The sequence below is a fragment of the Pseudomonas sp. NPDC089569 genome (genome assembly GCF_050280625.1).
GTDB lineage: Bacteria > Pseudomonadota > Gammaproteobacteria > Pseudomonadales > Pseudomonadaceae > Aquipseudomonas.
In genome coordinates, this window is sequence record NZ_JBNNVQ010000128.1 from 1 (window position 1) to 15,433 (window position 15,433).

10 protein-coding genes, 1 tRNA gene and 1 pseudogene are annotated in these 15,433 nt (G+C 60.3%); 4 read left to right on the forward strand and 8 right to left on the reverse strand.

Translation table 11 applies throughout. The annotated features are described in order from the left end of the window. Both ACQKP2_RS28865 and ACQKP2_RS28870 read right to left on the reverse strand, forming a co-directional pair. Window positions 1-1,228: flavin monoamine oxidase family protein (locus ACQKP2_RS28865; RefSeq protein ID WP_427581585.1), on the reverse strand; the 1,228-nt coding region annotated here is incomplete at its 3' end. Between the two features lie 262 nt (window positions 1,229-1,490). Then, window positions 1,491-1,952: an Lrp/AsnC family transcriptional regulator gene (locus tag ACQKP2_RS28870; RefSeq protein ID WP_090179061.1), complete on the reverse strand. Its 462-nt coding sequence runs from the start codon at window positions 1,950-1,952 to the stop codon at window positions 1,491-1,493. A gap of 185 nt (window positions 1,953-2,137) precedes the next feature. On the opposite strand from ACQKP2_RS28870, the gene ACQKP2_RS28875 reads away from it, so the two are divergent. Both ACQKP2_RS28875 and ACQKP2_RS28880 read left to right on the forward strand, forming a co-directional pair. Beyond that, the gene (locus ACQKP2_RS28875) at window positions 2,138-4,492 is read left to right on the forward strand and encodes a glucose/quinate/shikimate family membrane-bound PQQ-dependent dehydrogenase (protein ID WP_427581587.1); all 2,355 of its coding nucleotides are present in this window, start codon (window positions 2,138-2,140) and stop codon (window positions 4,490-4,492) included. Between the two features lie 313 nt (window positions 4,493-4,805). Beyond that, window positions 4,806-5,447 (forward strand): peptidase M41, encoded by a 642-nt coding sequence (locus ACQKP2_RS28880; RefSeq protein WP_427581601.1) that lies wholly within the window; start codon window positions 4,806-4,808, stop codon window positions 5,445-5,447. 59 nt (window positions 5,448-5,506) lie between these two features. Here the strand turns inward: ACQKP2_RS28880 and ACQKP2_RS28885 are convergent, their stop codons facing one another. Both ACQKP2_RS28885 and ACQKP2_RS28890 read right to left on the reverse strand, forming a co-directional pair. Further along, window positions 5,507-5,815, reverse strand: a complete 309-nt coding sequence (locus ACQKP2_RS28885; RefSeq protein WP_427581589.1) for a DUF3077 domain-containing protein — start codon at window positions 5,813-5,815, stop codon at window positions 5,507-5,509. A 440-nt stretch (window positions 5,816-6,255) separates the two neighbouring features. Beyond that, window positions 6,256-6,939: a Fe2+-dependent dioxygenase gene (locus tag ACQKP2_RS28890; RefSeq protein ID WP_427581591.1), complete on the reverse strand. Its 684-nt coding sequence runs from the start codon at window positions 6,937-6,939 to the stop codon at window positions 6,256-6,258. Window positions 6,940-7,181: 242 nt separating this feature from the next. Between ACQKP2_RS28890 and ACQKP2_RS28895 the strand changes: the two genes are divergently transcribed. Both ACQKP2_RS28895 and ACQKP2_RS28900 read left to right on the forward strand, forming a co-directional pair. Further along, window positions 7,182-9,779: an autotransporter outer membrane beta-barrel domain-containing protein gene (locus ACQKP2_RS28895; RefSeq protein WP_427581593.1), complete on the forward strand. Its 2,598-nt coding sequence runs from the start codon at window positions 7,182-7,184 to the stop codon at window positions 9,777-9,779. A gap of 97 nt (window positions 9,780-9,876) precedes the next feature. After that, complete coding sequence (locus ACQKP2_RS28900; protein WP_427581595.1) at window positions 9,877-10,713, forward strand: alpha/beta hydrolase family protein; 837 nt, start codon at window positions 9,877-9,879, stop codon at window positions 10,711-10,713. A 47-nt stretch (window positions 10,714-10,760) separates the two neighbouring features. On the opposite strand, the pseudogene ACQKP2_RS28905 reads toward ACQKP2_RS28900, so the two are convergent. The 4 genes and pseudogenes from ACQKP2_RS28905 to ACQKP2_RS28920 form a co-directional block, all read right to left on the reverse strand. After that, window positions 10,761-10,908: pseudogene (locus ACQKP2_RS28905) on the reverse strand (site-specific integrase); the annotation flags it as partial. A 103-nt stretch (window positions 10,909-11,011) separates the two neighbouring features. Then, window positions 11,012-11,088 (reverse strand) — tRNA-Ile (locus ACQKP2_RS28910). Window positions 11,089-11,103: 15 nt separating this feature from the next. After that, on the reverse strand, window positions 11,104-14,850 hold the full coding sequence (locus ACQKP2_RS28915) for a bifunctional diguanylate cyclase/phosphodiesterase (RefSeq protein WP_427581597.1): 3,747 nt from the start codon (window positions 14,848-14,850) through the stop codon (window positions 11,104-11,106). A gap of 122 nt (window positions 14,851-14,972) precedes the next feature. Further along, a partial coding sequence (locus tag ACQKP2_RS28920; RefSeq protein WP_427581600.1) for a sigma-70 family RNA polymerase sigma factor occupies window positions 14,973-15,433 on the reverse strand: 461 nt, incomplete at its 5' end.

Genomic DNA, 15,433 nt, shown 5'->3' on the forward strand with positions numbered 1-15,433 from the left:
TGCTGTGCTGGTGGCACGAGCAGCGTATCTCGGTAAAACAGCGCGACGTGCAACAGGCGCGGCGCGAGCGCATGCCCTTTGTCAGCAGCCTGCTCTTGTCCTTCCAGAACGGCCGGTCGACCATCACGAAGGTTTTCGACGATTGCATGTAGCGGGTGCGGTCCAGGGCCATCCACATCTTTTGCGAGAACAGGGTCTCGTCGCATTCGATCTGGGTGGTCAGCAGCCAACTCTGGCAGGTGGTGAGTACCGCAGCGTATTCGCGGGTGTCGCCGTTGTAGTCGGTGACGGCGAAGCGGCCGCCCGGTGCATGGGCGATTTTCTTCACGCCCGAGCGTGGCGCGCCCTTGTGCAGCGACTTGAGGCTGGTGCCTTGCGGCCAGTGCACGCAGCGCTCCGGCACGTGGCGCCAGATGCCTTGCGGCACCTGTTCCACACCGCCGACCACCAGGTGCTGGTGGTCGTCGCAGTTGGTCATCACCACGCGGAAAATTTCCAGCATCGAGTTGGGGAAATCGGAGTCCCAGCCGCCGGTACCGAAACCGACCTGACCGAATACTTCACGGTGATGGAACGACAGTTTGGCAAAGGCTTTGGACGTTGCGACGAAGTCGTAGAAGGTGCGGTCATCCCACAGCGGCACCAGGGTGTTCCACAGCTCTTTCAGGCGTGGCACATCGCGGTCACGGATCGCTTGCTGGATATCCGAGAACTGCGAGCCGGCTTCCAGGGCATCGGCCCAGGCGTCGGCCACTTCCTGGAACAGTGCAGGAAGATCCGCCAGTTTCTGTGCGTAATGGGTTTTGCCTTCCAGGTCGATCACGGTGCTGCCCGAAGCAGGCGTCAACGGGTTCGGGAAGGGCTTGGTTTGCAGGCCGAGCTTGTCGACGTAGTGATAGAAGGCGGTGGACGACACCGGGAAGCGCATGCCGCCCAGCTCGGCGACGATGCCGTCGGTGCCGTTGAACGCCTGCGAGCGCAGGCGACCACCCAGTTTCGACGCCTCGTAGACCACCGGTTTGAGGCCCAGCTTCATCAGTTCGTAAGCGGCTACAAGACCCGCGATACCGGCGCCGACAATCGCCACCTCGGCCCCGTGATGCTGCTCGGGAATGCTGCCCAGGCCGGCCGGGTGCTCGATCCAGTCGTCGAAGGCGAAAGGAAAGTCCGGACCGAAAATGGTGACTGGTTTTTTACCGTCTGCAGGATGGCGATTGTTCTTGTTCATGGCTGACCTTGCTGGCGACCCGACGCAGGATGCGCGTCTGAGTATAGGAAAGAATGCCGGTCATTCTAGAGAGCGTAGAACACGTTAATAAGACGCAAAGTGTCGTCGTTATGAATGGTTTTTTATCAATGTGACGAAATTGCTAAGCATACTGACCAAAATGTGGGAGCGAGCCTGCTCGCGATTGTGTAGTGTCAATCAACACCCGCGTTGGCTGACACGGCCTCATCGCGAGCAGGCTCGCTCCCACATTGACCGGTGTTCAAACCGGCTGCCCCCGATCAATCTTGCTGCTCAGGATGATCGAAGTCGTGGTCTTCTCCACCCCATCCACACTGCCGATCTGATCCAGCAACTGATCCAGCTGCTCCGGCGAATCGGTGCGCAGCCACGCCACGTAATCAAATTCGCCACTCACCGCACACAACTGCTGCACTTGCGCCATGGCGCTCAGCCGTCGCAACACCTCCTTGCCGGAGCGCGGTTGCACAGTGATCCCCACATACGCCTGCAATCCGCCATCCACTACGCGCTGTCCCAGGCGCACGCCATAACCGGTGATCACTTTGGTTTTTTCCAGCCGCGCCAGCCGTGAGGTGACCGTGGTGCGGGCGATGCCCAGTTGCCGGGCGAGCATGGCCACGCTTTCGCGGGCGTTGATTTGCAGGGCGGCGATCAACTGGCGATCGATTTCATCGAGAACGGGCGGGCGAGTGTCAGGCAAAAGGGCATCTCCAGCGGCACGGATCAGTGAACAGGCATGTTACAGGCTCATGCAGCACCACGCTTGCGGTGGTTGATAGGGCCGCTTTCAGTACCGTTCATGACATTGGTTGCTGCGACAAATTGCCATAAGTAACTAGGTAGTACATTATTTGGCCCTTGTCACAAATGGGGAAAATTTCCGACATGAACAATTCTGGGGCTGCCGCCGGCAGCAAGTGGCTGTTGGCGGGGCTGGGCATCCTGATTGCCCTGATCGGGCTTGGCCTGGCCGGTGGCGGTGGTTATCTGATCGCCCTCGGCGGCAGCAAGTACTTCCTGCTGATGGGCCTGGCGATGCTGGTCAGCGGGCTGCAGATTGCTCGCCGCAAACCGCAAGGTGCGTGGCTTTACGGCCTGGCGCTGATCCTGACGGCAATCTGGGCCGTATGGGATGCCGGTTTCGAATACTGGCCGCTGGTGTCGCGCGTGCTGACCTTCGCCGTGATCGGTTTGGTCGTCGCGCTGATCTATCCGACTCTGGTCCGTGCTTCGGGCGCAACCAGCGGGCGTGGTGCTTATGGTCTGGCCGGCATCCTCGGCGTTGGCGTGGTCGCGACCCTGGCCTACATGTTCGTGCCGACCCATGTGGTCAAGGCCGGAATCGAGCCTGCGGTCACGCCTGTTAAGCCGGGTACCGAGCAAAAGGACTGGGCGCATTGGGGCAACACCACCGCAGGCAATCGCTTTGCCGCGCTGGACCAGATCAACAAAGGCAACATCGACAAGTTGCAAGTCGCGTGGACCTTCCGCACCGGCGACATTCCGCAAAGCACCGGTGCCGGCGCTGAAGACCAGAACACGCCGCTGCAAATCGGCGACACGGTCTACACCTGCACCGCCTACGGCAAAGTGTTTGCACTGGATGCCGACACCGGCACTCAGCGCTGGAAATTCGACCCGCAAGGTACAGCGCCAAACTGGCAGCGTTGCCGTGGCCTGGGGTATTCCGAAACCCCTGCCACTTCGGACAATCAGCCAAGCGCCTGTACGAAACGTCTGTTTCTGCCGACCGGCGATGCGCGTCTGATCGCCATCAATGCCGAAACCGGCAAGCCCTGCGAAGAGTTCGGCAACAAAGGCACCGTCGATCTGACCACCGACATGGGCGAAGTGAAGCCCGGTTACTACCAGCAGACCTCGACGCCGTTGGTGGCCGGGAATGTGGTGATCGTCGGTGGTCGCGTGGCCGATAACTACTCCACGGGCGAGCCGCCAGGCGTGGTCCGTGCCTACGATGTGCGCAGTGGCGAACTGGTGTGGGCGTGGGATCCAGGTAACCCGAACACCACCAAACGCCCGCCGGCCGGTGAGACTTACACCCGGGGTACGCCGAACGTGTGGTCGGCGATGTCCTACGACGCCAAGCTCGGGCTGGTCTACCTGCCCACCGGTAACGCAACGCCAGACTTCTTCGGCGGTCAGCGCACCGAATTCGACGACAAGTGGAACTCGTCCATCGTCGCCCTCGACGTGAAGACCGGGCAGGTGCGCTGGCACTTCCAGACCACTCACCACGACCTGTGGGACTTCGACCTGCCGGCACAACCGCTGCTGTACGACGTGCCGGACGACAAGGGCGGCATGCAGCCAGCCCTGGCGCAAGTCACCAAGCAGGGTGAGATCTTCCTGCTCAACCGCGAAACCGGTGTGCCTATCGCACGGGTCGAAGAGCGCCCAGTGCCGCAAGGTCACGTGCCGGGCGAACGCTACTCGCCGACCCAGCCGTTCTCGGTGGACATGCCGTCCATCGGCAACAAGACCCTGACTGAATCGGACATGTGGGGCGCCACACCGTTCGACCAGTTGATGTGCCGCATCCAGTTCAAAGGCATGCGCCACGAAGGCGTCTACACGCCGCCAGGCATGGACCGCGCCCTGCAATTCCCGGGGTCACTGGGCGGCATGAACTGGGGCAGCGTTTCGGTGGATCCGAACACCCACTACATGTTCGTCAACGACATGCGCCTGGGCCTGGCCAACTACATGATCCCGCGCGAGAAGATCGGTGCCGGGGCCAGTGGTATCGAAATGGGCGTGGTGCCGCAGGAAGGCACGCCGTTCGGCGCCATGCGCGAGCGCTTCCTGTCGGCGGCGGGCATTCCGTGCCAGAAGCCGCCGTTCGGCACCATGTCCGCCATCGACCTCAAGACCCACAAACTGATGTGGCAGGTTCCGGTCGGCACCGTACAAGACACCGGTCCGCTCGGTATCCGCATGCACCTGCCGATCCCCATCGGCATGCCGACCCTCGGCGCATCGCTCGCCACCCAGTCGGGCCTGCTGTTCTTCGCCGGCACCCAGGACTTCTACCTGCGCGCCTTCGATACCGGCAACGGCAACGAGATCTGGAAGTCGCGATTGCCGGTGGGTAGCCAGTCCGGGCCAATGACCTACGTTTCACCGAAAACCGGCAAGCAGTACATCCTGCTGACGGTAGGCGGTGCACGTCAGTCGACGGATCGTGGCGATTACGTCATTGCGTACGCGCTGCCCAAATAGAAACCTGTAGGAGCGAGCACGCTCGCGATGGACCTCAACGATAACGCGGGCATCCTGATTCCCCGCGGTGCAGCTGAAACCATCGCGAGCAGGCTCGCTCCTACAGGATCTGCGCACCGCCTTGGCGTGTATGTAGGAGCGAGCACGCTCGCGATGGACGTCAACGATAACGCGGGCATCCTGACTCCCCGCGGTGCAGCTGCAACCATCGCGAGCATGCTCGCTCCTACAGGATCTGCGCATCGCCTTGGCGTGTGGACAGCGACACCCACTCGTAGTCGAATGCGAGAACATAGAGCCCGAGGCAATGGACATGTCGAGCAAGATGCCATCCGCCGTACGCGATCACGCCTTGCAGATCGCCCATCACGAAATGGGCCACTACGTCGTGGCCCGCGCCCTGGGCTTTGCCACGGGCGGTGTGACCCTTTCAGTGAGCATGGACCTGAGGCACAAGGGCGGCGCGTCCATCAACCTGGTGCGGCCCCTTTCGTCAATGCAAGCCATGAAGCAATACCTGGAGGCCCGGATGATGGTCCTGTTTGCGGGGGTGATGGCGCAGACATTGCCCTCGAACCCTGGGACCCGCAAACGCGTCGACACATCAAAAGCGATCGCCATCCTCAAGGGTGCCCACGGGGCTGAAAGGGATGACGCGAAAATCAGGGAGCTGCGGCACCTGCTGCGCAACATCGATTACCCGGACTCCTCGCCTGAGAGCATCTGCGCCGAGCTCAAGGCGATCAATGATCGGCTGTGGCGACAGACTCAAGACCTCGTGGAGGCGATGGCCGCAACCATCACTGAACTGGCCGTCGTGCTGGTCGACCGCATGGCCCTCGTGGAGCAGTGGGGCACCCCGGCGGATACCTATGAGGGCGTGCTGACAGCTGAAATGCTGGAACCGATCTACCGTAGGAGCGAGGCTTGCCCGCGAAGAACGATAACGCGGTAATTCTGACAATCCGCGGAGCTTTCTTCGCGGGCAAGCCTCGCTCCTACAGTATTTTTGATTCAGCGGTTGGCTTTGTTGTCTGCTCCAACCGGCCGTCGCGTTAGCACCTTCACCACATCATCGACCAGCGCTTTACTCATCGTTGTCAGATAGTGCGCGGCCCAGGCGTGGCGGTCGGAGTCTTGGGCGTAGGCAGCGTCGACGGTGAGGGACTTGGCGAGGTACAGCAGATCGGAGGCTTGGGCAAGGGCGTCGGCGATGGGGACGTCGCGGCAGACGTGGAACAGGGGGTGATCGGAGCAGAAGAGGAAAGGGGTGAAGCCGATTGTTTTCAGGTCGGAAGAGTCGGGTGAATTTGTTTTGGTCATTGTTTTACTCCAGCGTTAGAGGAGTCGCCACATTCGTTTCCAAGCGAATGGGTGGCGGCTGTGCGCAGGTTGGAAACCGGGGACCAATAAACCGGCACGCCCGAAGGCGTCCCACGCACAGCTGCCATAACACAGAGTTCGCAGTCGTTAACGTCTGCAATCGCGGTGGGGTTGCTGTTGCGGTTTAGTCCGACGGGTTTCCAAGCCCGATCACTGAACAGTCAGCGACCCCCGGAGACTATCCCGTCAAAGAAAAGCGCAACAAGGCAGCAAAATGCCCAAAACGAGCGATTCGGAGTTTGCCTACAACGTCTGAAGGCGTCATCCGAAATTCCGACACTTGAAGTAAACGGAACTAAACGTATGCAGACCCTCACCTCATAACGCCCACCTCGCATCTACCTGAGCAGGCACCATGCACCGGGAGCAGCGGGTCAGCCTTAGACCTCGCTCCAGCGTCGCAGCAGGTTGTGGTAAATGCCGGTCAGTTGCACGCAGTTCGAATGCCCAGCGCCCAATTCGCGGTTGAGCTGCTGAATGTTGCTATCGAGCTGGAACAGCAGTTGGCGCTGACCTGTGTCGCGCACCATGCTCTGCAACCAGAAGAATGAGCAAATCCGCGCGCCACGGGTAACTGGCATGACCTGATGCAGGGTGGTGGATGGGTACAGCACCATATCGCCAGCCGGCAACTTGTAGCTGCGAGTGCCGCCGACGTCGTCGATCAACAATTCACCGCCGTCGTAATCCTCGGGGGGCGTCAGGAACAAGGTGGCCGACAGGTCCGTGCGTAAATAGCCGTTGCTGTTGCGGTCCTTGCGCATGGCGCTATCCACATGCATCCCGTAGGCCTGGCCGTTCTGGTAACAATTGAACTGCGGCGGCAGGATCTTGTGCGGGAGCGCGGCAGAGATGAACAGCGGGTGACGCTCCAGCGCCTGGAGGATGACCTGACCCACGGCCTGGGCCGCAGGGGAGTCGAGGGGCAGCTGCGAGTTGTTCTTGACCAGAGCCGCCTGAAAACCGGTCGTGACCCGGCCATCGCCCCAACTGGCCTGCAACAGGCGCTGACGGCACTCGGCCAATTGCTCGGTGCTGAGTACCTGAGGGATATGCAACATCATGATCAGTGGCTTCCTGGTAGAAATCGGAAAGAGGCGGCGAGCAGGCACTGGATAGTAAAAGTACCACTGGTTAATAGGGTAATTACTTAGGCGTCACGCCTGCGCTGACAGGTTGGAAGTGCATGGGGCCAAAATGATATCAAAAAGGCCATGTTTTCATGGGTTTCCCGTTTTCAGTAAAACGTACTTCAGCTAGTCTGCGCGCCATTAAAAAAAAGGTCTGCCGACCATCTAGGAGCAACATGAACAAGGCTTTTCGTATTATCTGGAGCCATGCGCGCAGTGCATTTGTAGTCGTCGACGAATTGGCTTCTGCGGGGGGTAAACGCAGCACCGGGGAGAAATTGCTGGTAGCGCTGGGGTTGAGCGTGGTGGCCAGTTCGGCGCAGGCGACAGCGGGCTGCGGTTACGTCCCGATTACCTCGTCCAACTCAATGACGAGTACGTGCAATCTGACCTGGGGCACCAACAGCTTAACGGTGGCGCAAGGTGGCAGTATTGCTGCTTCGACGGGCCCTGGTGTGAACTCCTCCAGCGGTTTCGGTACCGTTAGCAACGCAGGTAGCATCACCAGCGGGAACGACTATGCCATCTCGCTACACGCAATCGAAGGTGAGAGCGGCACCAGCCTCATCAACCTGTCCGGTGCAACCATTCGCGGCATTGGCGGCATCAACCTGGGTTACCAGGGCACTGGGGTGATGAGCATCGGCAGCATCACCAACGCCGGCACCATCGACGGTACCAGCAACGTGGGTATGCTCCTGTATAAGGCTGCGCTGACCGATAACCTGACTAACTCCGGCACCATTACGTCGACCGGTTCAGATGGGCTTTTCCTGATCAACTCCACCATTGCGGGCAAAGTCATCAACCAGGCCGGTGGCGTTATCAACGGCGGCGGTTCCGTAGCTAATTCCAATTCGGGCATTCACCTCGAGACAGGCGGTGCAATCACCGGCGGCGTCGATAACGCCGGGACCATTTCCGGCCGGTATGCCGGTATCAGCCTGCACCTCGGTGAAGGTGGTACTGAACCTGTCATGGGGGGTGTGCGCAACAGTGGCACCATTTCCGGTGACCTGTACTCCATCTACGTCGACAACCTTGCAAACGCCGGGGCCATCGATATCAGTGGTACCAACGCACACTTGATCGGTGATGTGTATGCCACCAACTCCGATGTCTCCGTCAAGTCCGGCGCGGTATTCGCCAACGAAAACGCCTATGTCGTGAAGAGTTTCACGGTCGAACAAGGGGCGACTCTGAACATGGGCGTTGGCAACTCAACGTCGGAATTCGCCAACGGTATTACCGTCAGCAACGGCTTCACTAACAACGGTGTCGTCAGCCTGGCCTCCGGCGTTACCGGCACGATCCACGGCGACTATACCCAGAGCACCAACGGCGTGCTGAAACTCGGCGTCGCCGACGACGCCAACTTCGGCAAGCTGGTTGTCGCTGGCACGGCCAACCTGGCCAGCAATGCGAAGATTGACGTCGACGTTACCGACCCCAACCATACGTTCACCAGCAGCAGCCTGCAGCACGTGTTGAGTGCAACCACGCTAAACAGCGATGGTACTTTCCACGTCACGGATAACTCGATCCTGTTCGACTTTGGCGCGGTGAAGGACGGCAACAACGTCAACCTGACCCTGACCGCCGCGGCGCCAACCCCGCCGATCACAACTGCTCCGCCGACCTCCACCCCGGATCCAGTCACCAGCAGCACCGTGGTGCAAAGCGTCAACAACAATGGCAACCACCCCGGCCATGGTGCCGCCGTGGTGCTCGACCAGGTCATCACCAGTAACCCGAATGGTGAACTGGCCGGCAAGTTCGTCAGTCTGACCACCGAGCAGCAAGTCTCTGAGGCGGTCACCCAGACCCTGCCACTGATGACCGGCGGCGCCTCGGGGGCGACCACCAGCGCCCTGTCGAGCATCAACAACGTGGTTCAAGCGCGTCAGGACAGCAACAGCGGCCTGTCCGGCGGTGACCTGACCAGCGACAACCACGCCTGGATCAAGACCTTCGGCTCGTGGGCCGATCAGGATGACAACAAAGGTGTATCGGGCTTCGACGCCAACACTACTGGCCTTGCCATCGGTACCGACGCGGCATTCACCGAGCAACTGCGCCTGGGCGTGGCATTCGCCTATGCCCGGACCGACGTCGACAGCAATTCCAGCATCGCCCGGCAAAGCCTGGATGTGGACACCTATCAGTTGATTGGCTACGGCAGCTACAGCCTCCAGCCGGACACCGAGGTGAATTTCCAGGTCGATGTCGGCCAGCACAACAACGATGGCAAGCGTCAGATTGCGTTCGCTTCGAGCACCGCCAAGGCTGACTACAACAGCCAAAGCGCGCACATCGGGGTTGGCCTTGGCCATGCGCTGCACTTCAGCGAGCAGTTGACCTTTCTGCCGTCGGTACGCGCTGACTACACCTGGATCGGTGATGAGGGCTATCACGAGAAGGGTGCCGGGGCGCTGGACCTGGATGTCGACCGCAATGACGCCGAGCAATTTATCCTCAGCGTCGACGGCAAGCTCAACTACAACCTCAACGAGCACACCCAGCTGAGCGCCAACCTGGGTGCCGGTTACGATTTGATCAACGAACAATCGTCGATTACTTCTGCTTATGCCGGCGCCTCGACCGCCGCCTTCACCACCCGCGGTCTGGACCCAAGCCCGTGGCTGGAGCGGGGCGGCCTGGGTCTGACCCATACACTGGACAACGGCACTGAAGTCAGCCTGCGCTACGATGTCGAGTCACGCACTGACTTCCTCAACCAGAGTGCGGCCCTGAAGGTACGCTGGGCTTTCTGAGCCGATGCCGGATCAGCCCTGCAATGGGGCTGATCCGGCTTCACCACGGCCGCTGGTGGGCTTATGCTGTGCGCCCCGCGATCACCGGCCCGTTTGAATGTCCGTGCGACCCTTGTTCGGTACGCTGTTGCTGCTCTTGCTGGCAGCTTGCAGCACCATCCCACCCCCTGATGTTCGTCGACAATCAGCCCTGGCCCTGGTGCAAGCCCGGCATTGGCAGTCTGTCACCATCGATACCCGGTCTTTTCGCCTACAGGCTTTCACGCCCGCGGTTTACTCGATTGACCGTCAGTTGACCCTCTATCTGGAGGGCGATGGGTTTGCCTGGGTCAGCTCCAGCCAGCCCTCGGCCGATCCCACGCCGATCGACCCATTGGGCCTGCGCCTGGCGCTGGCTCAACCGATCGGCAATGCGGCGTACCTGGCGCGCCCCTGTCAATATATCGGGGCCGGTCAATCCAACTGCGCGCGCCGCTACTGGACCGATGCACGTTTTGCTGAAGAGGTCGTGGACAGTCTGGATCAGGCCGTCGGTGAGCTCAAAGCCCGTGCCGGGGCGGAAAAGCTGGTGTTGGTCGGGTATTCCGGAGGGGCGGCGCTGGCCCTGTTGCTGGCCGAGCGGCGTACTGATGTGAGTGCTGTCGTCAGCGTGGCGGGTAACCTTGATCATCGTGCCTGGACCGAGCTGCATCACGTTTCACCGTTGAATGCTTCGCTCAATCCTGCTGACAATCGCCAGGCGTTGGCCGGGATCAAGCAACTGCATCTGACGGGTGAAAACGATACGGTGGTGCCGCACGAGCTGGCCGAGCGGTTCGTTGCCGGGCATTCAAATCAGGTGTGGCTGTTGCCGGGATATGACCACCATTGTTGCTGGGTCCAGGACTGGCCCGAGCTATGGCGCAAGATTGAGCAAAGGCTCGGAGCCCCATAGCAGGCCTGCCCCTTGCAACAGTCGAAAGCGCTTTATCCGGTTGAAACAAGATGTTCGATGATTTTCCTGGCTTTAGAAATTTCGCCACGTTGGGTTGTGGGCTTCTTGGTACGGAAGGTTTTGGATGTTGTTGGCCAACCATTCTTGCGAATGACATGCCTTCCATGTGCCAGAGGGAGATTTTACGAGGGTTGCCTATGGTTCTCCGAGAACGGTCGGTACGGGCTGTACCCTGTACCTCGGGAACATAAGATTTTGGCGTCAAGACCTGCAGCTGGGCTGCAGGTCTTGATTCATATGGTGGGCCCACACGGACTTGAACCGTGGACCAAAGGATTATGAGTCCTCTGCTCTAACCAACTGAGCTATAGGCCCTCAGTAGGCGCCGGATTATAACGATGGTTTCGCGGCTGTGCTATCCGAAAAATCCAATACGGTTGTACGAAGAAACGTTGCCGCGAATTCGTCCGCAGGCAGGGGCAGGCTGACGATGTAGCCCTGGATCTGCTCACAGCCTTCGGCGGCCAGGAATTGTTGCTGGGCCTGGCTTTCGACGCCTTCGGCAATCACTGTGAATTGCATGCTGCGTCCCAACGCGATGATGGCGCGCACGATGGCGACGTCGTGGGGGTCGTCCGGGAGGCCGCGCACGAACGACTGGTCGATCTTGAGAATGTCCAGCGGCAGGCGCTTGAGGTAGCTCAGTGACGAGTAGCCCGTACCGAAGTCGTCGATGGCCAGTTGTACGCCCAGTCGCTTGAGTTGATGCAGCACCGCCAGCGCTTCTTCGGCCTGGCTCATGATGAAGTTTTCGGTGATTTCCAGTTGCAGGTAGCCGGGTCTTAAGCCGTAGTCCTTGAGCAGTTGTTCGATGCGACCCAGCAGGTTCGGTTGGCGCAACTGCGCACCGGCGAGGTTGACCGACAGCGGGCCAAGGCCTTCGTAGGTCTGGTTCCATTCATGCATTTGCCGGCAGGCGGTTTCCAGTACCCAGTCCCCGAGTTGCAGGATCATGCCGTTTTCTTCGGCCAGGGAAATGAAGTGCTCCGGCGGCACGTCGCCAAACGTTGGATGACGCCAACGGATCAGCGCTTCGGCACCGACCAGGCGATAGTCGTCCAGGCTGATCTTCGGTTGGTAGCAGAGGTGCAGTTCATTGCGCTCGATGGCGCGCCGCAGTTCATGCTCCAGCGCCACACGCTCGCTGGCTTGCGCGGTGAGGTCGCAGGTATAGCTTTCGACCCGGTTGCGGCCCTTGGCTTTGGAGCGGTACATCGCCGCGTCGGCGTTCTTGATCAGGGTGGCGACGTCGCAGCCGTCCTGTGGATAAAGGCTGGTGCCGATGCTGGAGCTGATGAAGAACTCGTGTTCGCCGGCCTGGAAGGGCGCACTGAAGCAGTGAAGCAGTTTGGTGGCGATGTTGTCGGCATCGCTCGGCTGTTGAAGGCCTGGCAGCAGGATGATGAACTCGTCGCCACCCAGGCGCGCCACGGTGTCGATGTCGCGCAATTGCTCCTTGAGCCGTACGGCAATGCCCTTGAGCAGCAGGTCGCCGACCGGATGGCCGAGGCTGTCGTTGATGTGTTTGAAACGGTCCAGGTCGAGGAACAGCACCGCGCCCTGGCCACCGTTTTCGTGCTGGCTGTTGAGTGCGCTCTGCAAGCGGCTTTCGAACAGGGTACGGTTGGGCAGGCCGGTCAACGGATCGTGGTGGGCCTGGTAGTCAAGTTTGGCCTGGGCGTGCTTGAGGCTGGAAATGTCGGCGAACACGGCCACGAAGTGGGTAATGAACTTGTCCCGGTTGCGCACGGCGCTGATGGTCAGCCAGCTCGGATAAAGCTCGCCGTTCTTGCGCCGGTTGGAGATTTCACCCTGCCAGTGTCCTTCGGCGGTCAGTTGATGCCACATGGCGGCGTAAAAGGCACTGTCATGCAGGCCGGAGGCAAGCAGGCGCGGGGTGTGCCCCAGGGCTTCGCTTTCGCTGTAGCCGGTGATTTCGGTGAAGGCACGGTTGACGGCGCTGATGTGCTGCTGGGTATCGGTGATCAGTACGCCTTCGGCGGTGCTCTCGAACACCGTGGCGGCCTGCTGCAGCTTTTCCTGCATCAGGTGACGCTCGGTAATGTCCCGGGCGATGGTCAGCATGCAGTCATCATTGCCGATCGGCAGTGGGCGGCTGGACACCTCGCAGAGACGGATCTGCCCATCGCTGCGGCGGATGTGGCAACTGAAATCGCGGACAAAACCGTCCCTGTGCAGCAGGTCGAGCATTTGTTTGCGCTCATTGAGGTTGACCCAGATGCCCAGGTCCAGCGCCGAGCGATCCACCGACATCGCGCTGTTGAAACCGGTGATGCGGCTGAACCCTTCGTTGACCTCAAGCAGCAAGCCATCGCTCTGCCTCGATAGCAGCAGACCATCCGGGGAGGCGTGGAACGCCTTGGCGAATTTCTCTTCGGAAGTCTGCAGCTGTTGCTGGGTTTCCTTGAGTTGAGTGATGTCGCGCACCACCACCACCAACGCGGGGGTCGTGTCGAGATCAAAAGGTTCGGCTGAAATAAGTCCGGTGAACACCTGGCCATTGCTGCGACGAAAGGGCATCTCCAGGTTGCGGATACTGCCGGACTGCAGGCGCTGCAATAACCCTGGTCCCACGCCGGGAATGCCCCAGATGTTGAGTTCGGTGGCGGTCTGGCCGATGACTTCTTCGGCCCTGAGGCCGATTTGCTCCTCAAATGCCTCGTTGACTTCCAGCAGGCAGCCGTCGGAGAGCCGTGCGATGACCAGAATGTCGGGGCATTGCTGGAACACCGAAGCAAATTTCTGCTCCGACAGACGCAATGCTTCTTCAGTGCGCTTGGCTTCACTGATATCGATCATCAGCCCGCGCATGATCGGTTCATGGCCATGTTCGATCAGGCTGACGATATCGCGCACCCACAAGCAGCGGCCATCAGCGGTAATGACCCGGTAATCGAGGCTGTGGTCGCGCCCGGCCAGCACTTCGTGATCGCAGAAGCTTTGCGCGCGTGTGAGGTCGGCGGGGTGAATGATGTTGCGCCAGAACCCGGGAATCAGCCAGTGAGACAGCGGGTAGCCGAGCAAGTCTTCAGCGTGGGGTGATACATAGCTGTAAGTGAAGTCACTTATCCGCGCTTCCCAGGCAATGGCCGACAGGCTTTCGACCAGTCCACGGTAGTGGTATTCGCTGCTGCGCAGTTCCTGTTCCAGATCGACTCGGCGAGCGATTTCCGAACTGAGCCGGCGGTTGATCCGGATCACCACCGCCAGCACGGTGATCAGCACCAGCAATCCTGGCAGGCCGTAGGTCAGTAAATCGGACCAGAATGTCCGATGATCGAGGACGTTGCCGACCCAGTGCTCCTGAATGGCACTGATTTCCGCCGGGCTCATGTCGGCCAGGACTTTGTCCAGAATACCGATCAGTACCTTGTTGTCCCGCGGCACGGCCATGGCCAGTTGATAGCGATAGGGTGTCTCGCCACTGACGTAGAGCCCTTCCAGCTTGAGCTGGCGCAGGCTCCAGACGCTGGAGGCAAGATCGCCCACCACCGCATCCACTTTATCAGTGGCCAACGCCTGCAGGGCCGAGCTGACATTGGGCATGGCCACCAGGTTCAGGTCGGGGTTGTGGGTGCGCAGCAGTTCGTGGGGGGCGTAGTTTTCCACCACGGCGATTTTCAACCCGTACAAATCCGCGATTTTGCGCGGTTGCGCGCCGCCGACGTGGGCCAGAATGACGATCGGAAAATCCAGATAGGGGCGGGTGAACGACAGGAATGCCTGGCGTTCGGGCGTCGACATGATGCCCGGCAACAGGTCCAGCTTGTCCTGTCTGGCCTGCTCCAGTACCTGCGTCCAGCTCACGGGCTCGATGGGGGTGAGCTTGATGGCCAGGCGACGGCGGATCAGGTCGATGTAGTCTGCTGCAAGGCCCTGGTAACGTCCCTGGTCGTCGCGAAACTCGAAGGGCGGCCAGGACGCATCGACACCCAGGCGCAAGTCCGGGTGTGCCGCAAGCCAGCTACGTTCTTCGTCGGTCAGAGTCAGCGCGCCAGCCGTTGCGGTCCAGGTTATCAGCGACAGCAAAAAGAGCACGGTCGGCAGTCTGGGCATAACGGTCTCGTTATGGCTCGGGGAATGCTTCGAGTGTAGACGGGCAATCGCTGGGCAGTGGGGCGAGGGGGGTATTTATCTGCATAAAACAAAACCCCCGGCCTGGGCCGGGGGTTCTGTGATCACTCGTCGAGGAAGGAGCGCAGATGCTCGCTTCGCGTCGGGTGGCGCAACTTGCGCAGCGCCTTGGCTTCAATCTGACGAATCCGCTCACGGGTTACGTCGAACTGCTTGCCAACCTCTTCGAGGGTATGGTCGGTGTTCATGTCGATACCGAAGCGCATGCGCAGTACCTTGGCTTCACGGGCAGTGAGGCCGGACAGTACTTCGCGGGTCGCTTCCTTGAGGCTCTCAACGGTGGCGACATCGATTGGCGACTGCATGGTCGAGTCTTCGATGAAGTCGCCCAGATGGGAGTCTTCGTCATCACCGATCGGGGTTTCCATGGAGATCGGTTCCTTGGCGATCTTCAATACCTTGCGGATCTTTGTTTCGACTTGCACACGGGGGCCGGCGAATACGGGCATCCGATGTTGCTGACGATCACTGAATCGGCGTATCCGGCGCTGACGGATGCACAGGC

Bases quoted from the DNA above. Each gene is read 5' to 3' on its own strand.
- ACQKP2_RS28885 (WP_427581589.1), bottom strand. From the start codon at position 5,815: ATGACCAAAACAAATTCACCCGACTCTTCCGACCTGAAAACAATCGGC.
- ACQKP2_RS28875 (WP_427581587.1), top strand. From the start codon at position 2,138: ATGAACAATTCTGGGGCTGCCGCCGGCAGCAAGTGGCTGTTGGCGGGG.
- ACQKP2_RS28890 (WP_427581591.1), bottom strand. From the start codon at position 6,939: ATGATGTTGCATATCCCTCAGGTACTCAGCACCGAGCAATTGGCCGAG.
- ACQKP2_RS28915 (WP_427581597.1), bottom strand. From the start codon at position 14,850: ATGCCCAGACTGCCGACCGTGCTCTTTTTGCTGTCGCTGATAACCTGG.
- ACQKP2_RS28900 (WP_427581595.1), top strand. From the start codon at position 9,877: ATGTCCGTGCGACCCTTGTTCGGTACGCTGTTGCTGCTCTTGCTGGCA.
- ACQKP2_RS28880 (WP_427581601.1), top strand. From the start codon at position 4,806: ATGTCGAGCAAGATGCCATCCGCCGTACGCGATCACGCCTTGCAGATC.
- ACQKP2_RS28895 (WP_427581593.1), top strand. From the start codon at position 7,182: ATGAACAAGGCTTTTCGTATTATCTGGAGCCATGCGCGCAGTGCATTT.